This is a genomic window from Pantoea sp. PNA 03-3 (assembly GCF_003201175.1).
In the GTDB taxonomy this organism is placed as follows: domain Bacteria; phylum Pseudomonadota; class Gammaproteobacteria; order Enterobacterales; family Enterobacteriaceae; genus Pantoea; species Pantoea stewartii.
The window spans coordinates 119721-145544 of record NZ_QICO01000008.1 but is presented as its reverse complement, the minus strand read 5'-3'; the positions used below and the strand labels follow the sequence as shown (position 1 = coordinate 145544).

Genomic DNA, 25824 nt, shown 5'->3' with positions numbered 1-25824 from the left:
TTACCAGGCACGATCCTCGTGCCGATGGGTTGTGTGCCGCTTGTCGTTTATTGTCCCGCACTACTGAGTTTGGCCAGCATGGCGCGGGTCACCAGTACAATGCCTTCTTCTGAACGGAAAAAGCGGCGGCTGTCTTCATCAGGGTTTTCACCAATCACCATCCCTTCTGGCAACACACAGGCGCGGTCAATGACGCAGCGGCGCAGACGACAGGATCGGCCAACCACCACATCAGGCAGCAGTACCGTTGAATCAATGTTGCAAAATGAGTTCACCCGCACGCGGGAAAACATAACCGAATTCACGACCACCGAGCCCGAAATAATGCAGCCGCCAGAGACCAGGGAATTCATTGTCATACCATGGCTACCGGAACGGTCCTGGACAAACTTCGCCGGGGGTAAGGGTTCCATATGGGTACGAATCGGCCAGCTGCTGTCGTACATATCCAGTTCCGGTGTGACCGAGGCCAAATCGAGGTTCGCACGCCAGTAAGCCTCCAGCGTACCGACATCCCGCCAGTAAGGCGGAGCCTCGTGATCGTTTTGCACACAAGAGATCGCAAATGAATGGGCGTAGCCCTCGCCACTTTCTACGACCTTCGGCAAAATATCTTTGCCGAAATCGTGGCTTGAACCGGCCTGATGCAGATCGTCCTCCAGCAAACCATAGAGATACTCGGCGTCGAAAACGTAAATCCCCATGCTGGCGAGCGATTTTGTGTCATCGCCCGGCATGGTTGGCGGCTTCGGCGGCTTCTCCACGAAATCGATTACTTTATTGTTTTCGTCAACCGCCATCACACCAAACGCGGTCGCCTCTGCGACGGGCACCGGCAGACACGCGATCGTGCAGCGGGCATCGTTCAGCACGTGATCCAGCAGCATTCTGGAGTAATCCATTTTGTAGATGTGATCGCCTGCCAGGATAACCACATACTGCGCGTTGTAACGCCGGATAACGTCGAGGTTCTGGGTCACCGCATCCGCTGTGCCGCGATACCAGTGCTCGGTGGAAAACCGCTGCTGAGCCGGAAGCAGATCAACAAATTCATTCATCTCTTCGTTGAAGATAGACCAACCACGCTGAATATGTTGGGTTAACGTATGAGATTGATACTGCGTAATGACGCCGATACGGCGAATGCCGGAGTTAACACAGTTGGAGAGCGCAAAATCAATAATGCGGAATTTGCCGCCAAAATGAACGGCGGGCTTGGCGCGTTTGGCGGTCAGATCCACCAGGCGCGTCCCGCGTCCTCCAGCGAGTACAAGGGCGATGGTTTGTGTAGGGAGCTGGCGCGCCAGCATAAGATGTTCTGCTCTTTCTAATTTAACCATGTCTGACTCCTTATCATTGCTTTTGGAACACACACACAGCGTGTGCGGGACCATGCCAGACAGTTAATCGGATGGGGTTACATTCCCCGGTAAAAGGAGGAAGGACGTGCCATTCTCCGTCTGGTAAGGCGATATCACATTGCGTATCTGTCGCATTTATTGTTATTAACCAGCAACCAGAGAGCAGAATTTGCAACCTGCGCATGCCCTGCTTCCAGCCGCCTTCATCCACAGGTTTACCCTGGTCATCCAGCCACTCGACATTGCCGTCCTCGTTCTGCCACCAGCTATCCGCAGTGAGTGCCGGAATGCGCTTACGCAGGTGAATCAGCGATGCGGTAAAGTCGACAAGGCCTTTTTCTTCATCGTCCCACTTGAGCCAGGTCAGTGGGTTGTCCTGGCAGTAGGCATTATTGTTGCCGTGCTGGGTTTGACCACGCTCGTCCCCGGCCAGCAGCATCGGTGTGCCCTGAGCAAGCAACAACGTCGTCAGCAGCGCTTCCGTGCTGCGCCTGCGGCGCTGGGCCACATCCGCACTGACCACCAATCCTTCTGTACCATGGTTATGGCTGTAATTGTTACCGTGTCCGTCACGGTTTTGTTCGCCGTTGGCTTCATTATGTTTTTGACTGAAGCTCACCAGATCGCGCAGCGTGAAACCATCATGCGCGGTGATCATATTCAGGCTGGCATGGGGCTTGCGGCCATTGTGCTGAAAAAGGTCGCTTGAGGCGGCAAACCGGCGGACAAAATCCCCCATCGTCACATCCCCATGCAGCCACGTCCGGCGGGCCGTATCACGAAACTGATCGTTCCATTCAGCAAACTGTGCGGGGAAATTCCCTACCTGATAACCATTGGGGCCAATATCCCAGGGCTCGGCAATCAGTTTGACCGTTGACAGGATCGGGCAGGCGCGCATGGCCTCGAACAGCGCGGCGTCGCGATGGTAGTCAGGCTCACGCCCCAGAACCGGTGCCAGATCAAAGCGAAAGCCATCCACGTGGCAGACGCGCACCCAGTAGCGCAACGCCTCCAGTATCCAGTTCATGACCTGAGGATGGCTCAGATTGAGTGTGTTACCGCAGCCAGTCCAGTTGTGATAACCGCCCTGGTCGTCGAGCCAGTAATAGCTGGCATTGTCGATGCCGCGAAAGGATATTGTCGGCCCGGTCTCATCCAGTTCTGCCGTATGGTTAAACACCACGTCCAGGAGCACTTCAATGCCCGCAGCATGCAGGCGCTTCACCGTCTGCTGAAACTCCTGCAGCGGAGACAGCCCATCCTGGCCGGAAGCATAACGAGGATCGACCGCCCAGAGGGCAAAAGGGTTATAGCCCCAGTAGTTGGTTAAGCCCAGACGCAACAGGCGCGGCTCGCTGGCAAAGTGGGCCACAGGCAGTAACTCGATAGCCGTAATGCCCAGTTGGAGCAGGTAATCGATCATCACAGGATGCGCCAGTGCGGCATAAGTGCCACGCAGTGCCTCAGGAATACCGGGATGCAGTTGGGTCAAACCGCGAACATGGGCTTCATAAATCACGCTGCTGCCCCATGGCGTGCGCGGAGCCTGATCTCCCTGCCAGTCGAAATCCTCCATCACCACGACAGATTTGGGTGCCAGCGCCGCGTTATCGCGTGTGTCGGGTTCCGTGTAGCCACAGTGGAAACGCGGATCGTCGGGGATGTCGCCCAGCACCGCTTTGGCACAGGGATCGACCAGCAGCCTGGCGGGATTGAAAACATGCCCCGCCTGCGGTGCCCAGGGGCCATAAACCCGGTAACCATAGCGCTGTCCGGGCTGGACGCCCGGGAGATAACCGTGCCAGATATCGCCGCTACGCGCAGGGAGTTCAACGCGCTGCTCAAGGCCGTTCTCGTCGAAGAGGCAGAGTTCAACGCGCTCAGCATGATGGGAAAACAGCGTAAAGTTTACGCCCTTCCCGTCATAGCTGGCACCCAGCGGGTGGGGATGTCCGGCACGCACAATCATTCTCCCTCCCGCACCAACCATACCGTCGCCAGCGGCGGTAAGTTCAGGCTCAGTGACTGGGGACGACCGTGGCTTTCCTGCTGATCGGTATGGACACGATGATTACGTACGTCGCTGCCGTGATAGTCATGCTGATCGGTATTGATGACTTCGCGCCAGCTGCCCGCCTGATTGACGCCAAAGCGATAGCCCGGCCGCGGTACAGGCGTAAAGTTGCTGACGACAATGATTTCATTGCCTTCACGATCGCGACGCACAAAGGCAAAAACTGAATGTTCGGCGTCATCCACCACCAGCCACTCGAATCCGGCCGGATCGAAATCAAGCTGATGAAGCGGGGTGTAATATTGGTAGGTATGGTTCAAATCGCGCACCAGACGCTGCACACCGTGGTGCCAGTTGTCTTCCCCTTCCAGCAAATGCCAGTCCAGGCTGACATCATGGTTCCACTCTTTGCCCTGTGCGAATTCGTTGCCCATAAACAGCAGTTTTTTACCCGGGAACGCCCACATCCAGCCGTAGTAGGCGCGGAGGTTGGCAAATTTTTGCCAGGCGTCGCCGGGCATGCGATCCAGGATAGAGCGTTTACCGTGCACCACCTCGTCGTGGGACAACGGCAGGACAAAGTTTTCGCTGTAGTTGTACATGATGCCGAAGCTCATCAGGTTGTGATGGTAACGGCGATGAACGGGATCGAGCTTCATGTAGTCGAGCGTGTCATGCATCCAGCCCAGATTCCATTTGTACCAGAATCCCAGGCCGCCGCTTTCAGGAGGACGTGAAACGCCGGGATAATCGGTAGACTCTTCGGCCATCGTCACCGTACCGGGCGCAACATGCCCCAGCGTGCGGTTGGTGTAGCGCAGGAAGTTAATCGCTTCGAGATTTTCCCGACCGCCATATTGATTGGGGATCCATTCGCCCTCGGCGCGGCTGTAATCGCGATAGATCATTGAAGCAACGGCATCCACGCGCAGACCATCAATACCAAAACGTTCCAGCCAGTAAAGCGCATTGCCTGACAGGTAGTTACTGACTTCGCGGCGACCAAAGTTGTAAATCAGTGTGTTCCAGTCCTGATGGTAGCCTTCACGCGGATCGCTGTGTTCGTACAGTTCTGTGCCATCGTATTTCGCCAGGCCAAAGTCATCGCTGGGGAAATGGCCTGGCACCCAGTCCAGCAGAACGTTGAGTCCCGCTGCATGGGCCGTCTCGATAAAGTGACGGAAATCATCCCGGGTGCCAAAACGGCGCGTGGGCGCATACATGCCCAGCGGCTGATAGCCCCAACTGCCGTCAAAAGGATGCTCATTGATGGGCAGCAATTCGATATGGGTAAACCCCATCTCTTTCACGTAAGGCACCAGCTGTTCAGCCAGCTCTTTGTAGCTGAGCCAGAAGTTGTTGTCGGTATGGCGACGCCACGATCCCAGGTGAACTTCGTAAATCGAAACAGGCTTGTCGAAGCCATTGGCCGCTTTACGGGCCTCTGACATCTCGACTTTTTCTGGCAGGCCACAAATCATCGAGGCCGTTTGTGGCCGCATTTGCGCCTCAAAGGCATAGGGATCGGCTTTGATTCGCAACTGACCCTGCGCATCGATGATTTCAAATTTATAGAGCTGCCCGTTAATGGCCCCAGGAACAAACAGCTCCCAGACCCCCATTTCCTGGCGCAAACGCATCGGATGGCGACGGCCATCCCAAAAGTTGAAATCACCGACAACGGAGACACGACGCGCATTAGGAGCCCAGACGCAGAAACGCGTGCCGATGACGCCATCAATCACATCACCGTGCGCGCCCAGGGTTTCATAAGGCCGAAGGTGAGTTCCTTCCGCCAGCAGCCACAAATCCATCTCCTGCAACAGAGGACCAAAGCGGTAAGCATCATCGATGAGGTTTTGCTGACCATGCCAGTTCACAGCCAGTTGATAGCGAAAGGGATTTTTACGACGAGGAATAACGCCGCTGAAAAACCCGCGCGCGTCATCGCATTTCAGTTGAGCAAGCTTACGTCCTGTGGAGGTTTCGATAACCCAGACTTCAAGGGCCTCGGGGAGCAACGCCCGCACTTCAAGACCGTTTTCCGTTTTATGCATCCCCAGCAGCGAAAAGGGGTCGGAATAGTTACCCGCAAAAAGGGCATTGATCGCCTGGCGATCGGGTAGCTCTGACATGACTTTCTTCCTGTGATAGTTGGCAGGCTAAAAGACCACGATGCACGCGCTATCGCATATCTCTTGCGCTGCTCTTCATTGAGCCATGAGTACAGCGGCGTGGGCGCCAGCAAAAAACGCTTGTCACCACGCGCCTCCTTAAATCACAACCAGTAAGCATTAAGCCTGTCTGCTTGATGCTAATCCCGCAGTATCACCAGACGACTATCCGGCACTCCGAGACATTAGATAATTTTGACTTTTCCCTGCCGTCCGGTTCCTGATGCAATCCTGCGTCATTCGGACGATTTACCTGTATACCGTCGACTTCAACCGCGGAGCCGGTATGTGAGCGCCCTTGCACAATGATGAAAAACAGTAAAATATATTAATACATAACGGATTTATGTCTCATAATCTTCACTCAAATGCAGTATCTTTTTTTGGCGCGATCATCATGCCTGCGTGCCGTATGGACGAAAGGCGGTCAACGGCCTGCCGGACTCGCCACCTGTCTTACGCGCCGTGAGCCGTGAGCCACGGCGACATTTCCCTGGCCGCTTTAACATGACATAAAACGGACAACTGCCGAGTGTGCGTTAACAGTGTGACAGGATGCTGCTCACACGCCGGAACCATGCGCCTTTTGAAAAAAAACGCGGCCAGCTTGCACCGAAAAAAGTCTGTCTTTACCAGCCACAACAACCAGTTAGTGAATACATTAAAACAGCCCGTCTGTTACACGCCCTTGTTAAATCATAGCTTGGCGGCGAGCGTTGACAGAGCAGATCAGCAAAAATTTATTTCTGGACAGGCAAAAAGGGGAAGCGGATCACTTAGTGATCGTAACGGTAGAACAGTTTGCAGGGATTTGTAGAAAAAAGACCGGAAAAACCCGGTCTTTTTCGTCTTTCAGATTTAGTCGATCAACAGACGTAACATGCGGCGCAACGGCTCAGCCGCACCCCACAGTAGCTGATCGCCCACGGTAAAGGCCGAGAGGTATTCTGGCCCCATATTCAGTTTGCGCAGACGGCCGACCGGCGTGTTCAGCGTCCCCGTTACCGCCGCAGGCGTCAGTTCACGCATAGTGATTTCACGATCGTTAGGCACGACTTTTACCCATTCATTATGGGACGCCAGCAGTTGCTCAATCTCGGCCAGCGGCAGATCTTTTTTAAGTTTCAGCGTGAAAGCCTGACTGTGACAGCGCAGCGCACCGACACGGACGCAAAGTCCATCGACAGGAATGACGCGCGGGGTCGCCAGAATCTTGTTAGTCTCAGCCTGTCCTTTCCACTCTTCGCGGCTTTGGCCATTATCAAGCTGCTTGTCGATCCACGGAATCAGGCTGCCCGCTAACGGCACGCCGAAATTATCCGTCGGCAACGTGCCAGAGCGCGTGAAATCCGTCACGCTACGTTCGATATCCAGAATGGCAGAGGCAGGATTTTGCAACGAGGTCGCCACGTGATCGTGCAGCATGCCCATCTGTGTGAGCAGCTCGCGCATGTGACGGGCACCGCCCCCGGACGCAGCCTGATACGTAGCCACGGAGACCCATTCAACCAAATCATGTGCGAACAGGCCGCCCAGTGACATCAACATCAGACTCACCGTACAGTTGCCGCCAACAAAAGTTTTGATGCCGCTGTCGATGCCCTGACGAATAACCTGATGGTTAACCGGATCCAGGATAATAATGGCATCGTCTTTCATGCGCAGCGTGGACGCCGCATCAATCCAGTAGCCATTCCAGCCACTGGCACGCAATTTCGGATACACCTCAGAGGTATAGTCGCCGCCTTGGCAAGTAATGATGATATCCAGCGCCTTCAACGCGTCAATATCAAAGGCGTCCTGCAATGTTCCCTGCTGTTTGCCCGCAAACGTCGGGGCCGCTTCACCATGTTGTGAAGTGGAGAAGAAGACCGGATTGATTACATCAAAATCACGTTCTTCACTCATGCGGGACATCAGCACTGAACCCACCATACCGCGCCAACCCACTAAACCTACATTCTTCATGTCATATCCGTTTCAGGGTGATAAACACCTGACTTTCTCATCGAAGGGAAAAGTGTCGTGGTACTTTCACGCCACTCTGCGTAATAATCAACGTTGCCTGTGATGATTAACTCTACAAAATGCAGATTTTCTGGCAAGTGAATTAATGTAATCGGGCCAACTTTTTCAGCAGCCCTGCTAATAACCCGGCTTTATCTATAACGAGAAGATGTTAAACGAATGACTGAAATGATCTCAGCAACAATATTATTGTTGTTAATAATGGATCCGTTGGGCAATTTGCCGATTTTTATGTCGGTTTTAAAGCATCTGGAACCCAAACGTCGGCGCGTCGTGCTTATTCGCGAAATGCTGATTGCCCTTATCATCATGTTATTGTTTTTATTCACGGGCGAACGCATTCTGGCCTTCCTTAATCTGCGTACCGAAACCGTCTCCATTTCCGGTGGCGTTATCCTGTTTTTAATCGCTATTAAGATGATTTTCCCCTCGCCGGAAAGCAGCAGTACCGGGTTACCGGCGGGCGAAGAACCCTTTCTGGTGCCGCTGGCCATCCCCCTGGTGGCGGGGCCTTCACTGCTGGCGACACTGATGCTGTTATCCCACCAGTATCCGAACCAGATGTCGCATCTGGTTGGAGCCTTACTCATCGCCTGGGGCGTAACGGTGATGATCCTGCTGTTATCGGGCCTGTTTCTGCGTCTGCTGGGGGACAAAGGCGTTAACGCACTGGAGCGCCTGATGGGATTGATCCTGATTATGCTGGCGACGCAGATGTTTTTAGACGGGATTCGTGTGTATCTGAAGCTATAGCTGTCGGCGTTAACCCGGGCAGCGTTGCCCGGGTTAAATCGCTCAGGTGAGCAGGGTAAAAGCGATCATCCCGACCACCGCGCCCACGGTACCTAAAATGGTTTCCATCAGCGTCCATGTCTTGAGCGTTTCACCTTCGGTCGCGCCGGTGAAGCGGCCAAACAACCAGAAGCCCGCATCATTAACATGGCTGATAATAATGGAACCGCCGCCGATACAGATGGACAAGGCTGCCAGCTGTGCGCCGGAGTAATGCAACGGTTCTATCACCGGCATGATCAAGCCCACCGTCGTCAGGCAGGCCACCGTCGCCGACCCCTGAATCACCCGGACCGCACCGGACAGAATAAAACAGGCCAGGGCAACCGGCAGCCCGGCACCGGTTAAGGCATTGCCCAGTACCGGCCCTACGCCAGAATCGACCAGCACCTGTTTAAAGACGCCGCCCGCTCCTATTACCAGCAAAATAATCCCCGCAGGCTGCAGCGCACTGCCACAAATCTGCATCACTTTTTCTTTATCCATGCCCTGACGGTACGCCAGGCCATAGATAGCGACCAGACAGGCCAGCAGAATCGCGATGAAGGGATGCCCGATGAATTCCAGCCACTCGTAAAGTGTAGAACCCTCAGCGGTAAAGCGTGCACCAATGGTTTTCAGTCCCACCAGCACAAGTGGAAACAGGATAAGCGCCAGGCTAAAGCCAAAAGAGGGCAGCTTGCCGGCATCAACGTCGGGCTGATGATCTTCCGGTGGTGCGCTGAACGTTACGCGCTTCGCGATAAAATTGCCAAACAACGGCCCGGCAATCAGCATGCCCGGCAGAGCGGCAGACAGCCCAAGCAAAATCATCCAGCCGAAATCCGCATGCATTTGCGAAGCTAACAGCATGGGCGCAGGGCCCGGCAGCAAAAAGGCCGCCGCCGCCGCCACACCGGCAAACAAGGGAATAACCAGCCTGACCAGGTTATCCCCTGTCCGCCTGGCGACAGCGAATGCGATGCTAATCAGCAGCACTACGGCCACCTCAAAGAACAGCGGCAACGCGCAGATTAAGCCGGCAATGCCCATGGCAAAATGCGCCCGGCTCTCGCCAAAGGTTTTCAGCATGCGAATCGCAATCTGATCCACCGCCCCGGTTTCATGCAGGATCTTGCCAAACATGGCACCCAGCGCCACGACGATGGCTAAGAAACCGAGCGTGCCGCCCATGCCTTTCTGCATCGTTTCCGCGATTTTATCCAGCGGCATGCCCGACAACAGACCCGCGCCTACAGAAACCAACATCAGGGCAAGAAAAGCATGCATCCGGGCTTTCATCACCAGAAAAAGCAGCAGCAGGACAGAGCCTGCTGCAGTCAAAATAAGTGTTGCGGTATTCATGGTCTAGCCTTGATTGATTGCATCCTTAATGGTTGCAACCGTTGCCGCTACAACCTCGTCCAGGGAGTGCGTGATATCGACAGCCAGCACATCCGTTTCATCCGCACCCGGCTCTTCCAGCGTCGCAAATTGTGTTACCAGCATTTGCGGCTTAAAGAAGTGCCCTTTGCGCGCTTTCAGACGCGATTCGATGGTGTCGAAATCCCCTTTCAGGTAGACAAAACGCAGGTTGTCGTTGCCCTGTCGAAGCATATCGCGGTAATGCTTTTTCAACGCTGAGCAGACGATGATGGAGATCGCCTGCGTACGTTGCATAGCGAACGCCGCGTCGTTCAATGCCTGTAACCATGGCAAACGGTCGTTATCGTCCAGCGGATGGCCTTCTGCCATCTTTAAGATATTGGCGCGGGGATGAAGAAAATCGCCATCGAGAAAAGCGGTGTTCAACTGGTGGGAGACCCGGTTTGCCACAACGGATTTGCCGCTGCCTGAAACACCCATCAAAATAAAAACGTGATGTGGCGTGGATTGCGTCGTCATTTTCTACTCCGGCAAGTCAATGTGCCATGTTACCGATAACAATGATGCTTATCATTCTCCTGGTGACATTACACTCTGGCAACCTTTTTACTGACTGAAGCCTTAAAGTGTGAGCTGACTCATAAATTTGCGCGAATCAGATACTGCCGCCTTCCACAATAGCAAATCCCATATCCAGCGGCTGGCTGACCCGGTTTTCGCCGGCAATGCGCGCCAGCAACAACGCGGCCGATTCACGACCTATTTGGTCACGCGGCGTCAGAACCGTCGCCAGCGCAGGCGTCACCACCTGACTGATATCATGACCGTGAAAACCGGCAATAGCCATTTGGGAAGGCACCTGAAGTCCCTGGCGCTGGCACTCAAACATCGCGCCCACCGCCAAATCGTCGTTGGTACAGAACAGGCTGTCCGTCTGAGGATAGCGTCGCTGCGCTTCGCGGAGCAATTCGCCACCGGCACTGAAAGAGGAGGCTTCTTCCATCATGACACTGCGCGGCGTTAATCCGGCTTCGCGCATGGCACTTTCATAACCCCGCTGCTTTTGCAGCGTGCGTTCATCCAGGCGCGCCCCCAGATAAACGGTATGACGGTGCCCTTTTTTCAGAATCGCCAGCGTCATTTGCCGGGCGGCTTCGACGTTGTCAAAGCCTACCGCCATATCCAGACAGGGCGTAACGCTGTCCATCATTTCAATCACCGGAATACCGGCCACCTCCAGCATGCGTAACGTCCCTGCTGTATGTGTGCGTTCGGTCAGAATCACGCCATCGATGTTCCAGCCAAGCAGCGACCGCAGCTGGCGCTCCTCTTTTTCCGGGTTATAACCAAAGTGTGCCACCAGCGTCTGGTAACCGGCTTCATCCGTCACCGCTTCGATTCCCCGCAGAACATCGGCGAACACCTGATTGGTCAGCGAGGGCAGCAACACGCCGATAGCGCGGCTGGTCGCGTTAGACAGCATATCGGGGGCGCGATTGGGGATGTAACCCAACTCATCCAGCGCAACGGCGATCTTCTCCCCCAGCGCAACCGACACCTGCTCAGGATTGCGCAGATAACGACTGACAGTCATTTTGGTGATACCGATACGATCGGCAACGTCCTGTAAAACCGGTCTTTTCTTCTTCATCGTAAGCGCCTGGATCTCGCTGAAAGCACATGACGACGAGTCTACCACTTTTTTAAAGGCAGATTGCTAATGGGGCGAGACAGGCTCGCCCCCTTCAGGCTCAGACCGGCGGCAGGTCGAACAACAACACTTCGGCCGCGCTGTCGGCTTCAAGCGTCAGGCCAGTTTCGTCCCAAACGGCAAAGGCATCACTGTTTGACGCGGATTGCCCGTTCACCTTCACGTCGCCTTTGACAACCTGAATCCAGATACGGCGTCCCGGCTCAATGGTCACGCTGTCGCTTTCGCCTGCCGCAAATACCCAGCGCGATAGCGTCATGTCCTGCCAGACTTTGAGCGAACCGTCACGGGCATCCGGGGTGAGGATAAACTGGCGACCCTGCACATCCGGAAAGCGACGCTGATCGTAACGCGGCTCAATCCCCGTGCGCTCTGGAATGATCCAGATTTGGTAAAGATGCAGCGGTTCTGTTTTGCTGGCGTTGTATTCTGAATGACGTACGCCGGTACCTGCACTCATGATCTGGAACTCACCCGCGGGAATCTGTTCCTTGTTGCCCATGCTGTCCTGGTGTTCCACGGTACCCGACAGGACATAGGTCAAAATTTCCATGTCTTTATGCGGATGCGTACCAAATCCCTGGCCGGGATCGATCACATCTTCATTAATCACCCGCAGGGCTGAGAAGCCCATAAAATTTGCATCGTAATAGTTGGCAAACGAGAAGGTGTGCCAGCTGTCCAGCCAGCCATGATTAGCGTGGCCACGTTCTTCAGCTTTACGTAAATAGATCATGTTCAAATCTCCTCACTGTTTTTTATAGTTTGGTATCAGGTGAGAAAGATTGATAGCTGAAAAACTTCACCTCTCTGTTCAAAAATTATGAACCTCTGGCAAAGGGTTGTTGAACGGAACTGAAGGAAAGCAGGACGGGCGCGCAAAAAAAAAGCCAGCACCCGGCTGGCTAAATAATACTGGAAGCAATGTGAGCAATGTCGTGCTTTCTGACGTCTCGACAACATCCAGAAGGCATGACAATAATAATCATTATCATTCTCGTCTGTAAAGCGCTTTTGTGTATTATTTCTGTTGACGCCTGACGTAAATCCCCTGATGTTTAAAGGGCTTACCACGTGCTCATAAGGATAACCGCCATGCCTTCAGTGATGATTCGCCATGCTGTCCCGGCTGATGCCCCCGCGTTAACTCGTCTTTACAGCCAGCCTGAAACCCAGGCCGCAACCCTGCACCTGCCCTATCCCTCGCCCTCACTATGGGAGCAAAAACTGGCCAGTCCACGCGCCGGTGTGCATATGTTGGTAGCCTGTATTGATGAGCAGGTGGTCGGGCAACTCACGCTTGAAGGCGTTACGACAGCACGGCGGCGACACTGCGCCAGCATAGGGATGGGCGTTGATCCGGCGTTTCATCGACGCGGGGTGGGCAAAGCTTTGATGGCGGCAATGGTCGATCTTTGCGACAACTGGCTTCAGGTGACGCGCATTGAACTGACGGTCTTTGCTGATAATCACAAAGCAATCGCGCTGTACCAGCAGTTCGGTTTCCGAATTGAAGGCACCGCGCAGCGCTATGCGATACGCGAGGGGAACATGACAGATGCGCATTTTATGGCGCGTATCAGAGCATAACGAAACGGGCAGCCAGAAGGCTGCCCACCGATATCAATAACCGGCACTCAGATCGCCCACCGTGCGGGGATCAGACGCACCGTACAGCGTACCGTCAGGACCAATCATAATACTTTGTGTACTGCCCATGGCCGGTTGCACTTTAACGTGTTGCCCTTTCGCTTCGAGTAAGCGCAACGTATCCGGGCTGAAGCCCTTCTCAACCCGTAACTGATCGGGCAGCCACTGGTGATGGAAACGCGGCGCATTGGTCGCCTCTGCCACGTTCATGCCGTAATCAATGCTGTTCACGACCATTTGTAATACCGTGGTGATAATGCGACTGCCGCCCGGGCTACCGGTAACCAGCCAGGTTTTTCCGTCCTTCGCAACGATAGTCGGTGACATTGAGGATAACGGACGTTTGCCAGCCTGCACCGCGTTGGCTTCCCCGCCCACCAGCCCATATACATTCGGCGTGCCCGGTTTGGCCGAGAAATCATCCATCTGGTTGTTCATCAGAATGCCGCTGTTACCCGCTACGATGCCACTGCCGAAGTTAGTGTTTAAGGTGTAGGTTACCGCAACCGCATTGCCGCTTTTGTCCACCACAGAGAAGTGAGTGGTTTGATTACTTTCGTAAGGGGCCAGTTTACCGGGCTTAATATCACTGGATGGCCGTGCCTTCGCCAGATCGATTTGCTGTGCCAGCGATTTGGCATAGGCTTTGCTGGTCAGCGCCTGCCACGGGACTTTGACGAAGTCTGGATCGCCCAGATACTCGGAACGATCGGCATAGGCATACTTCTCTGCTTCAGCCATGACCTGCATGGCGTCGGCGCTGCCAAAACCCATTTTTCCCAGATCGAAATTTTCCAGGATATTCAGGATCTGCACGATATGAATACCGCCCGATGAGGGTGGTGGCATCGAGAAGACCTCATAGCCCCGGTAAGTGCCGCTGATCGGCTTACGCTCTACCGCATGATAGGCCGCGAGATCGGCTTTCGTTATCAGGCCGCCATGCTGCGCCATCTCGGCCGCAATCTGATCGGCAATCTTGCCTTTATAAAACGCATCCGGGCCTTGTTGTGCGATCAACTGCAGGCTGTGAGCCAGATTCTTTTGTACCAGACGTTCGCCTTTCAGCCAGGGCGTGCCATCCGGTTTGAAGAAAATAGCTTTACTGTTGGGATGGGCGAGCAGGACTTCCTTGCCATAGGTGTTAAGATCGTCCGCCAGCGCATCATTCACGATAAACCCGTCGCGCGCCAGTTTGATGGCAGGTGCCAGAAGTTTATTCAGCGGCAGCGTACCGTATTTGTTCACCGCCAGCGCAAAGCCAGCCACGGTGCCAGGCGTGCCTGAAGCCAGCGGTGACGTTAGAGAAAGCTTACTGTCGGCGTTGCCTTGCTTGTCCAGGAACATATCGCGCGTGGCCGCCGCCGGGGCCATTTCACGAAAATCGATCGCCGTGGTCTGTCCTGATGCCGTTCGCAACAGCATAAATCCACCGCCGCCCAGGTTGCCCGCCTGCGGATGCGTCACTGCCAGCGCGAAGCCAACCGCCACAGCGGCATCGACCGCGTTACCGCCCTGACGCAGGATATCCACGCCCACATTGGTGGCCAGCGCATCGACTGACGCTACCATGCCGTTATGGGCTTTGACCGGATGAAACGTATCACTGTCCACGCCATAGGAGACGGGCGGCGCCTGAACCGGGGCGGCATTTGCCCCCGTAACAACAGTAAAACTCATTAGTAATGACCAGCTCAGCTGGCGTAACCTGGCTTGCATCATCATTCCGTTCCCACCTTCACGGTTATTTACATTTCTTTATCCTTTATGTAACTGACTACAAACAAAGCCGAATATCAAGGATTAACACAAATTCAGTGCACTCCTGGAGCAGTAATCTGAACCAGCGCATAAACTTACGCTAACGACCACATGACCTGCTTCAGGCATGCACACACAGCACCGGTCGTTTACTGGAGGATTAAAATGAAAAAGTGGCTTATGGTTTTCGCCGCCCTGCTGCCGTTAACCGGCATGGCGAACATGCTGAACAGCACGAATGATCCCAACAAGCCTGGCTATAATCCCAGCCAGCAACGCATGCAGACCCAGATGCTTAACCAGTCGCAGCAACAGCAGACGAAGTTACAGCAGGACCAACAGCGTCAGAATCAGGACGTACAGCGGAAGTTGCAGGAGCAGCGGGATAGTGCCCAGCAGCGCGTGATCAAATCGCAGCCGGGCCAGCAGCAGAACCAACAGAATATGAACTAGTGAAAATCGGGGCCAATGCTGTCGATGCTGTCGGTACAGATGGCATCGACGCCCCATTTCAGTAATGTCTTTGCCCGTTCCGGGCTGTTCACGGTATACACCAAAATACGCAGATCGGCCTCTTTCAGCTCAGCGACTCTGGCCTCAGTGAGGACCTTGTGATTCAGGTGAATTGAAGTGCAGTCCAGCGCCCGCGTCTTCTCCCGCCATGCGTTATCCCAGTGATGAGATAACAGGCCGCGCGGCAGTTGTGGTTCGGCCTGCATGGCCGCTTCCAGTGCCACAAAGGAGAACGAGGAGAGCAGAGGAAGAGGTTGCCCCTGCCACAGCGTGGCAGCGGCCTGCGCAATGGCGCGTCCGGTTTCGGCGTCGGTCCCTGTGGTCGGTTTAATTTCGATATTGGCCATCAAACCATGCTGACGGCAGCGTGCCGCGACCTCATCCAGTCGGGCCAGCTTTTCGCCCTGAAAGGCCGCGCTGAACCAACCGCCCGCATCAAGCTGCGACAGCTTGTCCCACGGGAGCTCGCCCGCAATGCCCCAGCCGTCGCTGGTGCGATCTAACGTATCGTCATGCAGCAGAAAAATGTGCGCATCTGCCGAGAGTTTGGCATCAAACTCAATCATCAGATGTCCGTATTTTGCGCCAACATCAATCGCAGCAAGGGTATTTTCAGGTGCCAGCTTGCCACCACCACGATGGGCGACAATGCGCGGATAGGGCCATTGCTTTTCACTCATTCCAGACGCTTCCCGTGACTTGAATCGAAGAAATGTAACGCCTCAACAGGCAGATGCAGCCACAGGGTGCTGCCTGCTTCCGGGCGCTCGCTATGGGGTAAGCGTACCACTAAACGTGCCTCACCGATGCGACCGTGTGCCAGATTGTCGGCACCCAGCATCTCAAGCGTCTCAACACGGAAGGGAATGCCGCCCTGCTGCTGGCTACTGAGTTGAACATGTTCGGGCCGGATACCGAGCACCACGGGGCGATTGGCCCATTTGGCTTTGCCCTCGCCCACCGGAATAGCGTGGGACGCATCAACCACAAAGCGCGCGCCATCTTCGCTGAAATTGCCCTGTATCAGACTCATCGCGGGGGAACCCATAAAGGAGGCCACAAACAGGCTGGCCGGGCGCTCGTAAACGTCGACCGGCGTGCCAATCTGTTCCAGCACGCCTTTGTTCATCACCATCACACGCTGGGCCAGCGTCATCGCTTCAACCTGATCGTGCGTCACATATAAGCTGGTCGTTTGCAGACGGCGATGCAGTTGCTGAAGCTCAAGGCGCATTTGTACGCGCAGGCGCGCATCCAGGTTAGAGAGCGGCTCGTCGAACAAAAACACGGCGGGTTCACGCACGATGGCACGCCCCATGGCCACGCGCTGGCGCTGTCCACCGGATAACTCACGTGGACGGCGCGTTAACAGATGATCCAGCTCCAGGCTCCGTGCCGCATCCAGCACGCGTTGGCGAATATGCTCTTTACTCATCCCACGAATTCTGAGGCCGTAAGCCATATTTTCTTCGACGGACATATGGGGATAAAGTGCGTAGTTCTGGAACACCATGGCAATGCCGCGATCCTTGGGCTCCTCATGCGTGACGCGTTTATCGGCGATATAAATATCGCCGGACGTGACGCGCTCCAGTCCGGCCACCATGCGCAACAGCGTGGATTTGCCACAACCCGAAGGGCCTACCATCACCATAAACTCGCCGTCATTGATCGTGACGTTGAGCGGCTGGATGATTTGATTTTTACCGTCGTAAGATTTGGTCACCGCCTGAAGGGTTACGCCTGCCATCACTATTTCTCACTCTCAACCAGACCACGCACGAAGGCGCGCTGCATAACAAACACCACCACCACGGGTGGAATCAGGGTTAATAACATTGCGGCCATGACTTCGTTCCACTGCGTTGGCGAACCGCTGGTAGAGATCATGCTTTTGATCCCCGCCACGGCCGTGCCCAGGCTGGCGTTATCAATGATTAATAATGGCCAGAGGTACTGGTTCCAGCCGTAGATAAACGTGATAACGAACAGCGCCGCCAGATTGGTTTTTGACAAGGGCAGCACGATGTCCCAGAAAAAACGCATCGCGCTGGCACCGTCAATGCGCGCGGCTTCAATAAGCTCATCCGGCAACGACATAAAGAACTGCCGGAACAGGAAAGTGGCCGTCGCGGAGGCCATCAAGGGCAGTGTCAGGCCGCTGTAGCTGTCCAGCATGTTGAGATCGGCAATCACCTGCACCGTTGGGAAAATGCGCACTTCGACCGGCAGCATCAGGGTGATAAAGATCATCCAGAAGAACAGTGAGCGCAGGGGGAAGCGAAACCACACCAGGGCAAAAGCGGACAGAATCGACACCAGAATCTTACCGACGGTGATACCCAGCGCCATGATAACGCTGTTCATCAGCATCAGGCTAAAGGCCGGACCGTTGCCGTTCACGCCCTGCGTCCAGATATGCGAAATGTTTTCCCACAGGTGAGTACCGGGAATCAGCGTCATCGGGACGTTATAGACGGCGTCGTTATCCAGCGTGGCGGCCACAAAAGCCACATAGAGTGGAAACAGGATGGTCAGGATACCCAGCACCAGGACGACATGGCTGAAAATGTCCAGCCCGCGACGATTTTCAATCATTGATATTGCACCTTACGCTCGACGAAGCGGAACTGAATGACGGTCAGCGCGATAACCAACAGCATCAACACCACGGACTGCGCAGCAGATGAGGAGAGATCCAGACCGGTAAAGCCTTCACGATAAATCTTATAGATGAGCGTCGTCGTCGCCTGGACCGGGCCACCGCCTGTCGCGGCATCAATGACCGGGAACGTATCGAAGAAGGCATAAATCAGGTTGACCACCAGCAGGAAAAAACTCACCGGGGTAATCAACGGAAGCGAAATAGAGAAGAACCGACGCACCGGCCCTGCCCCATCAATGGCGGCGGCTTCGACCAGCGACTTTGGTATCGACTGTAACGCGGCAAAAAAGAACAGGAAGTTGTAGCTCATCTGCTGCCACACGGAGGCCAGCACCACCAGGAACATAGCCTGGCCGCTGTTCTGTGCGAAGTTCCAGTTATAGCCCATGTGGTTAAGCAGGTAGCTCAGCAACCCCAGGCCGGGACTGAACAGAAACATCCACAATACGGCCGCGATCACCGGTGCCACCGCATAAGGCAACAGCAGCAACATCTGATAGAGCTTGCGCAGGCGCACGACGTAGTCCACCAGCGCCGCCAGGAGCAATGAGGACACCATGCCAAAAAAGGCGACCATGCTGCTGAACTTGATGGTGGTCCAGAAGGTGTCCAGATAAAGCCCGTCGGAAAAGAGCCGTTCAAAGTTCGCCAGACCCACAAAGGTGCTGGAGATGCCGAAAGGATCCAGGTTTTGCAGTGAATACCACAACGCTTCACCCGCTGGCCAGACAAAGAAAATAGCGGTGATCAGGAGTTGCGGCAGCACCAGCAAATAGGGTAACAGGCGATTACGAAACACCGGGCGAGATGGAGACATAACGTTCTCTGACTTGGGTGAAAAAAGGCCAGCCGGAGCTGGCCTGCAGAACGGATTATTTATTCTGTTGCTCGAAACGACGCAGCAGCTCATTACCCCGCTTCACGGCGTTATCTAACGCAGCCTGCGGTGTCTGCTTGCCGGTCCAGACGCTTTCTAACTCTTCATCCAGGATGGTACGAATCTGCGGCATATTCCCCAGACGCATGCCTTTGGTGTAAGGCAACGGCGGCTTGTTCATCATCTGGCGAATCGCAATATCCGCACCTGGGTTTTTCTCGTAGAAGCCTTCTTTCTTCGTCAGCTCATACGCGGCGGTAGTAATAGGCAGGTAGCCCGTTTTCTGGTGCCATTCCGCGGCAATTTTTGGCTCGGTAAGGAACTTCATAAATTCCGCCGCGCCTTTGTAGGTATTGGCATCTTTGCCTTTCATCACCCACAGGCTGGCACCGCCGATAATCGCGTTCTGCGGGGCATTCGGAATATCCGCATCGTAAGGCATCATGCCGACGCCGTAATGGAATTTGGCGTAATGGCGGATATCGGCCAGTGAACCTGACGAGGCCGTGGTCATGCCACAGTCACCGTTATAGAACTTCGCGGTGGATTCATCTTTACGACCAAAATAGGTGAAATCACCTTTCTTGTTCATGTCTTCCAGCAACTGGATATGACGAACCTGCGCCGGTTTATTGAATTCCAGTACCGCATCGGTGCCGTCGAATCCGTTATTTTTTGTGGCCACCGGCAAACCGTTCCAGGCGCTGAAGTTCTCAATCTGAATCCACCCCTGCCAGCCGCTGGCATAGCCACAGCTCATGCCTGATTTACGCAGTGCATCGGCATCTTTTGCCAGTTCCTGCCAGGTTTTGGGTGGCTGATCCGGGTTTAAACCGGCTTTTTTAAACGCATCTTTGTTGTAGTACAGCACAGGCGTGGAGCTGTTGAACGGTTGCGAGATCAGCTGGCCTTTTGAATTGCTGTAGTAAGCCGCGACCGCAGGAACAAACTGCTTCTCGTCCATTGAAATGCCCGCGTCTTTAAAGACCTGATAAACAGGCACAATGGCTTTAGAGGCCATCATGGTGGCGGTGCCCACTTCGTAAACCTGCAACAGCGCGGGCGCTTTTCCGGTGCGGACCGCGGCGATACCTGCCGCCAGACTTTGTTCGTAGTTCCCTTTGTACACAGGGACGATTTTGTAGTCAGGGTGTTCCTGGTTAAAACGTTGTGCCAGTGAGTCAACTTCTTTGCCTAACTCGCCTTCCATTGAGTGCCAGAAAGGGATCTCAGTGACGGCCAGTGCATTACCACTGATCGCCAGACCGAGCAGGGCGCTCATCAGGCTACGACGAAAAGTAACAACGGACATAGGATTTTCCTGTTCAGGTAGGTACGCGCGCTATCACGCATTTTTTGCTCGCGAAGTAACATGACATGTGGAAATGACGGAAAAATAACAGTCAGATGACGGAAAAATGACGACAGAATGTCAGGATATGACAGTGATAAGCGCGTTTAATGGACCGGAAAGCACCGGGCTGAACCGCGCTGCTGAAGCAGGGATAAGTATGTGCCGTAAGGGAAGGAAAATTCGCCGGGTGACAGCCCGGCACAGAGCCTGCAGTCACCCGGCATAGATGATGGCGGGGAAACCTAGGCGCCCAGATAGGCGCTGCGCACGGCTTCATTCGACAGCAGTGCCGCACCGCTGTCCTCCAGCACGACATGACCATTTTCCAGTACGTAGCCCCGATCGGCCAGCTTCAGCGCCTGGTTCGCGTTCTGTTCAACCAGGAAAATCGTCATACCTTCGCTGCGCAGTTGCTCAATCGTGTCAAAAATCTGCTGGATAATAATCGGCGCCAGACCCAGAGAAGGCTCATCGAGTAACAACAGGCGCGGCTGGCTCATTAACGCGCGGCCGATGGCGAGCATTTGCTGTTCACCGCCCGACATGGTGCCCGCACGCTGCACCTTACGCTCTGCCAGACGTGGGAACAGAGTGTAAACGCGATCGATGCGCGCCAGATACTCCGGGCGACTGGCAAAAAAACCGCCCATGGCCAGGTTCTCTTCCACCGTCATGCGTGAGAACACGCGGCGACCTTCGGGCACGATGGCAATCGCCTCACGCATAATGCGCGCCGTTTGCCAGTCGGTAATGGTTTTGCCGTCAAACGTGATCGTACCGCTGGTGGCGCGCGGCTCGCCGCATAATGTGCCCAGCAAAGTGGTTTTGCCTGCACCGTTTGCGCCGATCAGGGTGACGATTTCGCCCTGATCGATATGCAAACTGACATTATGCAGCGCCTGAATTTTGCCATAGTGCGCACTGACGTTATCAATGGTTAACATGGCCATATTACGCCTCTCCTAAATAGGCACGGATCACATCCGGATTATTACGAATCTCTTCCGGCGTGCCGTTCGCCAGTGGCGTGCCCTGATTCACCACATAAATACGGTCAGAAATGCCCATTACCAGCTTCATATCGTGCTCAATCAACAAAACGGATACCTTATGCTCGCCTCGTAACTCGGCGATCAGCGCATCCAGCTCATGCGTCTCTTTCGGGTTAAGTCCGGCTGCCGGTTCATCCAGCATTAAAATCTCCGGCCGCGTCACCATGCAGCGGGCGATCTCCAGTCGGCGCTGCTGACCGTAAGCCAGGTTACCGGCCTGGCGATTCGCCATATCGAGTAAGCCAACCCGCTCAAGCCAGGTGGCAGCGCGATCCAGCGCCTCGCCTTCACTGCGGCGAAAAGCCGGGGTTTTCAGTAGCCCCGCAAACACGCCACTTTTCAGGTGCTGGTGCTGGGCGACTAACAGGTTTTCAATCACCGTCATTTCGCGGAATAAACGGACGTGCTGGAAGGTACGCACGATCCCCATACGGGCGATCTTCTGTCCGGGCAGGCCAGTCAGGTTCTTGTCGCGTAAGGTGATACTGCCGCCCGTTGGCTTATAAAAGCCGGTCAGGCAGTTAAACACGGTGGTTTTACCCGCACCGTTTGGACCAATAAGCGACACAATTTCCTGGGGGCGCAATTCCAGTTTAACGTTGTTCACGGCTAACAGACCGCCGAAGCGCATCATCAGGCCTTCAACGGCTAATAAAGGCTGACTCATGCCTGTTCTCCTTGTTTACCCTGACGCAGTTTCAGGTGCGGTCGTTTCATCGGCAGTAAGCCTTGCGGACGCCAAATCATCATCAGCACCATCAGCGCCCCCAATACCAGCATGCTGTATTCGTTGAGGTCGCGCATCAGCTCACGCGAAACCACCAGCAAAATGGCGGCCAGAATAACGGCAAACTGCGAGCCCATTCCGCCCAACACCACGATAGCCAGAACAAAAGCGGACTCGACAAAGGTAAAGGACTCCGGACTGACAAAGCCCTGGCGAGCGGCAAACAGCGTTCCCGCGAAGCCAGCAAAGACGGCGCTGATAGTAAACGCGGTCAGCTTAATGCGGGTCGGGCTCAAGCCCAGCGAACGACAGGCGATCTCATCTTCACGTAACGCTTCCCATGCCCGACCCAGCGGCATGCGCAGCAGGCGGTTGATCACAAACAGCGTCAGCACCACCAGCAACAATGCCACCAGATAGAGGAATATCACCCGGTCGTTAGGATCGTACTTCATGCCAAAGACATCGTGAAACGTGCCCCATCCCCCCTCGCTGACGCGACGGCCAAACTCCAGGCCAAAAAAGGTGGGCTTAGGAAGCTGAGCAATTCCATTTGGACCGCCGGTGATTGCCGTGTTATTGAGCAGCAGAATACGGACGATTTCGCCGAAGCCGAGCGTGACAATAGCCAGATAGTCACCGCGCAAGCGCAGCACCGGGAAGCCGAGCATCAGGCCAAATGCGCCCGCAACCAGGCCCGCCAGCGGCAGGCTTTGCCAGAAACCAAAACCATAGTAATGATTAAGCAGCGCGAAGGTATACGCGCCAATGGCATAGAAACCACCGTAGCCCAGCACCAGCAGACCCGACAGCCCTACGACCACGTTCAGTCCCAGACCCAGCATGATGTAGATCAGTGTCAGGGTGGCAATATCGACGCTGCCGCGTGTAACCAGGAACGGCCAGATAACCGCCGCGGCGATCATCAAGCCCATAATGGCTTTTTGCTTTGGCGTTGAGCCGTCGAAGCCCGGCAACACCAGGCCACCACCGCTACGTATCAGCTTGCCCTGAAACAGCGGACGTAGCAGTTGAAACAAAAACACAACGGCACAACCGATGAATATCCAGTTCCAGCGCACGCTGCCGGCATTCACTATCTGTAGCTGCGTACCATTCAGATCGAGGCGCATTCCCATAAAGAAGGCCGCCAGCACCAGCAGCATGACCGCTGAAACAATCGCATTGACCAGACCAAGGCGTTTCATACTTTCTCCACCTCCGGGCGGCCCAGAATACCGGTAGGCATGACCAGCAGCACCACAATCAGTAAGGCAAACGACACCACATCTTTGTATTCGGTGGAGAGATAAGCCGAGGTCAGCGCTTCGGCAATGCCCAGCACCAGCCCGCCAATCATCGCGCCGGGAATACTGCCGATGCCGCCCAGGACCGCCGCAGTAAAGGCTTTCATCCCCGCCATAAAGCCGATAAACGGGTTAATCGAGCCATAAAACTGTCCCAACAGCACGCCCGCAACCGCCGCCATCGCCGCACCAATCACAAAGGTCAGCGAGATCACCCGGTCAGTATTAATGCCCAGCAGGCTGGCCATTTTGAGGTCTTCCGCACAGGCGCGGCAGGCGCGTCCCATGCGGGAATAACGGATAAACAGGGTCAGGGCCAGCATTGCCAGGAACGTGACCACCCAAATCACGATCTGCATCGTCGACAGCGTGGCGGCAAAGCCGTTGCTTTCGCCCAGCGTCCACTGGCCGGTGATTAAGCTCGGCAGGGCAAGGTCACGTGAACCCTGCGTCAGGCTGACGTAGTTTTGCAGAAAGATGGACATTCCGATGGCGGAGATCAACGCAATCAGACGCTTGGATGCCCGTACGGGACGATAAGCCACCCGTTCGATGCTCCAGCCATAGGCACTGGAGATGATAACGGCCATAACAAAACCGGCGGCAATCATGAGCCAGCCGGTATCAATACCCATCATCATCAGGGCTGCAATAACCATAAAAGAGACATAGCTGCCGATCATATAGACTTCGCCATGGGCGAAGTTGATCATGCCGATAATGCCGTAAACCATGGTGTAACCGATGGCGATCAGCGCGTAGGTGCTCCCCAGAGTCACCCCGTTGAACATCTGCTGAATAAAATAGAGAAACTGCTCGGACATAGTGAGGACCTGCTCAGAAACCAGAAAACCCCTCTCCTGCTGCCAGAAGAGGGTTAGTCAGGCGATGGCGCGTCAGTCACGCCTTCTCCTGCTTCCCCGCTGTCGTACGACGGGGAAGAATCAGTGCCTTATTTAACTGCGGTAGACGAACCGTCTTTGTGCCATTTGAAGACGCCAAACTCGAAGCCTTTCAAATCGCCTTTCTGATCCCAGCTCAGGTCGCCCATCACTGTCGGAACCGGTGCGCCGGTTTTCAGGTTCTTCGCAATCGCATCCGGCTCATCGCTCTTACTGCGCTCCATGCCGGTCACCAGAGACTGGATAGCCGCATAGGTTGTCCAGACAAACGGGCCGGTAGGATCTTTACGGTTAGACGCGCTATTCGCTTTGATGGCGTCCACGATGGCCTTGTTCTGAGGCAGCTGGTCGTAACGTTTTGGCAGGGTTACGTAGAGCCCTTCTGAGGCGTCGCCCGCAATGTTAGACAGCGAGGCGTTGCCCACACCTTCTGGCCCCATAAAGCCTGCTTTCAGTCCTGCCGCTTTTGCCTGACGCAGAATCTGGCCCAGCTCCGGGTAATAACCACCGTAATAAACAAAGTCGACGTTTTCTTTCTTCAGTCGCGCAATCAGCGTTGAGAAATCTTTATCGCCCGCGGTGATCCCTTCAAACATCACCACGTTGCCGCCTTTCGCTTTCAGGGTTTTCTGTACCGATTCTGCCAGACCCTGGCCGTATTGCTGCTTGTCGTGCACCACAGCAATGCGTTTTGGCTTGATGACATCCAGAATGTAGTTCGCCGCGGTTGGACCCTGATCAGAATCCAGACCGGTCGTACGCATCACGTCGGCATAGCCGCGTGCAGTCAGTTCTGGCGCGGTGGCCGCAGGCGTAATCATCAGCACGCCTTCATCGTTATAGATATCTGATGCAGGCTGCGTAGAGGAGGAGCACAGGTGACCGATAACATATTTGATACCGTCATTGATGACCTTGTTAGCCACCGCAACCGCCTGTTTCGGGTCACAGGCATCGTCATATTCGACACCGACCAGTTTGTCGCCGTTTACGCCACCTTTGGCATTGATGTCTTTAATCGCCTGTGCGGCGCCGGTAAATTCCATATCACCATATTGCGCGACCGGGCCAGTAGCGGCACCTACGATAGCGATCTTAATGTCTTTCGCCATTGCCGCATGGCTCATCGCCAATGCAATGCATCCTGCCAGTAACGCGCGACCTGTCATTTTCATGCGAACTACCCCATCAGTTATGTCGTGTTTGTTGTGAGTGGTTTTATTTTGGCCAGATAAAGGGGAAAACTGATTTAACAATAAGGAGTTAGCACGCTTTTCTGGCTTTTATTAATAATAAGGCTTTATATTTCAGTCTATTAAACAGGAAGTTTATTCTGTAAAGCAACTGACATATTCATGATTCGCGGCCAAAAGCAGCATAATCAACTGGATGCAATGCGCGGCTTTTGTTCACCAGGCCAGCGCGTTATGCTGGCTTTAAATGCTGACTACCTGTTTATAACTATTATCCTGGCACTCTGTCGCTGTTTTGACCTGTTTTATTGCGTAAAATGTGCCGGGGTTCTGATTACGGGAATTGACTACACTTTCGGCTTTTACACGGACAGG

22 protein-coding genes are annotated in these 25824 nt (G+C 54.6%); 3 read left to right on the top strand and 19 right to left on the bottom strand.

The features are described 5' to 3' along the window. Positions 1-47: 47 nt before the first annotated feature. From glgC to asd, 4 genes are all read right to left on the bottom strand, one after another. On the bottom strand, positions 48-1340 hold the full coding sequence (gene glgC / locus C7433_RS19115) for a glucose-1-phosphate adenylyltransferase (protein ID WP_033738167.1): 1293 nt from the start codon (positions 1338-1340) through the stop codon (positions 48-50). A 13-nt stretch (positions 1341-1353) separates the two neighbouring features. Further along, on the bottom strand, positions 1354-3333 hold the full coding sequence (glgX, locus tag C7433_RS19110) for a glycogen debranching protein GlgX (protein WP_199227869.1): 1980 nt from the start codon (positions 3331-3333) through the stop codon (positions 1354-1356). After that, on the bottom strand, positions 3330-5513 hold the full coding sequence (glgB, locus tag C7433_RS19105) for a 1,4-alpha-glucan branching enzyme (RefSeq protein WP_033738170.1): 2184 nt from the start codon (positions 5511-5513) through the stop codon (positions 3330-3332). Before glgB ends, glgX begins: the two co-directional genes overlap by 4 nt. Before the next feature lie 897 nt (positions 5514-6410). After that, complete coding sequence (asd, locus tag C7433_RS19100; RefSeq protein ID WP_033738171.1) at positions 6411-7520, bottom strand: aspartate-semialdehyde dehydrogenase; 1110 nt, start codon at positions 7518-7520, stop codon at positions 6411-6413. Between the two features lie 219 nt (positions 7521-7739). Between asd and C7433_RS19095 the strand changes: the two genes are divergently transcribed. Further along, the gene (locus C7433_RS19095; protein WP_006121032.1) at positions 7740-8333 is read left to right on the top strand and encodes a YhgN family NAAT transporter; all 594 of its coding nucleotides are present in this window, start codon (positions 7740-7742) and stop codon (positions 8331-8333) included. Positions 8334-8375: 42 nt separating this feature from the next. Here C7433_RS19095 and gntU read toward each other — a convergent pair whose 3' ends face one another. From gntU to C7433_RS19075, 4 genes are all read right to left on the bottom strand, one after another. Next, entirely contained in the window at positions 8376-9716 is a 1341-nt protein-coding gene (gene gntU / locus C7433_RS19090; RefSeq protein ID WP_110268727.1) for a gluconate transporter, read from the bottom strand. Between the two features lie 3 nt (positions 9717-9719). Further along, a complete protein-coding gene (gene gntK, locus C7433_RS19085) occupies positions 9720-10256 on the bottom strand; it encodes a gluconokinase (protein WP_006121033.1) in 537 nt (178 codons plus the stop codon). A 136-nt stretch (positions 10257-10392) separates the two neighbouring features. Next, positions 10393-11388: a gluconate operon transcriptional repressor GntR gene (gene gntR / locus C7433_RS19080; protein ID WP_110268726.1), complete on the bottom strand. Its 996-nt coding sequence runs from the start codon at positions 11386-11388 to the stop codon at positions 10393-10395. Positions 11389-11488: 100 nt separating this feature from the next. After that, entirely contained in the window at positions 11489-12184 is a 696-nt protein-coding gene (locus tag C7433_RS19075; protein WP_033738177.1) for a pirin family protein, read from the bottom strand. A 359-nt stretch (positions 12185-12543) separates the two neighbouring features. Here C7433_RS19075 and C7433_RS19070 point away from each other — a divergent pair, with 359 nt between their 5' ends. Beyond that, positions 12544-13038: a GNAT family N-acetyltransferase gene (locus C7433_RS19070; RefSeq protein WP_033738179.1), complete on the top strand. Its 495-nt coding sequence runs from the start codon at positions 12544-12546 to the stop codon at positions 13036-13038. Positions 13039-13071: 33 nt separating this feature from the next. Here C7433_RS19070 and ggt read toward each other — a convergent pair whose 3' ends face one another. Next, positions 13072-14817 (bottom strand): gamma-glutamyltransferase, encoded by a 1746-nt coding sequence (gene ggt, locus C7433_RS19065; RefSeq protein WP_369974390.1) that lies wholly within the window; start codon positions 14815-14817, stop codon positions 13072-13074. A 207-nt stretch (positions 14818-15024) separates the two neighbouring features. Between ggt and C7433_RS19060 the strand changes: the two genes are divergently transcribed. Next, on the top strand, positions 15025-15312 hold the full coding sequence (locus tag C7433_RS19060) for a DUF2756 domain-containing protein (protein WP_033738183.1): 288 nt from the start codon (positions 15025-15027) through the stop codon (positions 15310-15312). Here the strand turns inward: C7433_RS19060 and ugpQ are convergent. The 10 genes from ugpQ to C7433_RS19010 form a co-directional block, all read right to left on the bottom strand. Then, positions 15309-16052 (bottom strand): glycerophosphodiester phosphodiesterase, encoded by a 744-nt coding sequence (gene ugpQ / locus C7433_RS19055; protein WP_110268725.1) that lies wholly within the window; start codon positions 16050-16052, stop codon positions 15309-15311. The genes C7433_RS19060 and ugpQ overlap by 4 nt on opposite strands. Further along, on the bottom strand, positions 16049-17122 hold the full coding sequence (locus C7433_RS19050; protein ID WP_033738186.1) for a sn-glycerol-3-phosphate import ATP-binding protein UgpC: 1074 nt from the start codon (positions 17120-17122) through the stop codon (positions 16049-16051). Before C7433_RS19050 ends, ugpQ begins: the two co-directional genes overlap by 4 nt. A gap of 2 nt (positions 17123-17124) precedes the next feature. After that, positions 17125-17970: a sn-glycerol-3-phosphate ABC transporter permease UgpE gene (ugpE, locus tag C7433_RS19045; protein ID WP_006121040.1), complete on the bottom strand. Its 846-nt coding sequence runs from the start codon at positions 17968-17970 to the stop codon at positions 17125-17127. Then, positions 17967-18854, bottom strand: a complete 888-nt coding sequence (ugpA, locus tag C7433_RS19040) for a sn-glycerol-3-phosphate ABC transporter permease UgpA (RefSeq protein ID WP_006121041.1) — start codon at positions 18852-18854, stop codon at positions 17967-17969. Before ugpA ends, ugpE begins: the two co-directional genes overlap by 4 nt. A 55-nt stretch (positions 18855-18909) precedes the next feature. After that, positions 18910-20226, bottom strand: a complete 1317-nt coding sequence (ugpB, locus tag C7433_RS19035) for a sn-glycerol-3-phosphate ABC transporter substrate-binding protein UgpB (protein ID WP_033738192.1) — start codon at positions 20224-20226, stop codon at positions 18910-18912. 284 nt (positions 20227-20510) lie between these two features. Beyond that, positions 20511-21218 carry a high-affinity branched-chain amino acid ABC transporter ATP-binding protein LivF gene (gene livF / locus C7433_RS19030; protein WP_058701434.1) on the bottom strand — a complete coding sequence of 236 codons (708 nt, stop codon included), beginning with the start codon at positions 21216-21218 and terminating at the stop codon, positions 20511-20513. A 1-nt stretch (position 21219) separates the two neighbouring features. After that, a complete protein-coding gene (gene livG / locus C7433_RS19025; protein WP_006121046.1) occupies positions 21220-21987 on the bottom strand; it encodes a high-affinity branched-chain amino acid ABC transporter ATP-binding protein LivG in 768 nt (255 codons plus the stop codon). Continuing rightward, a complete protein-coding gene (locus C7433_RS19020; RefSeq protein WP_110268724.1) occupies positions 21984-23255 on the bottom strand; it encodes a high-affinity branched-chain amino acid ABC transporter permease LivM in 1272 nt (423 codons plus the stop codon). Before C7433_RS19020 ends, livG begins: the two co-directional genes overlap by 4 nt. Next, positions 23252-24178: a high-affinity branched-chain amino acid ABC transporter permease LivH gene (gene livH, locus C7433_RS19015; protein ID WP_033738195.1), complete on the bottom strand. Its 927-nt coding sequence runs from the start codon at positions 24176-24178 to the stop codon at positions 23252-23254. The genes C7433_RS19020 and livH overlap by 4 nt, the downstream gene beginning before the upstream one ends. A 128-nt stretch (positions 24179-24306) precedes the next feature. After that, on the bottom strand, positions 24307-25431 hold the full coding sequence (locus tag C7433_RS19010; RefSeq protein WP_006121049.1) for a branched-chain amino acid ABC transporter substrate-binding protein: 1125 nt from the start codon (positions 25429-25431) through the stop codon (positions 24307-24309). Positions 25432-25824 lie beyond the last annotated feature (393 nt).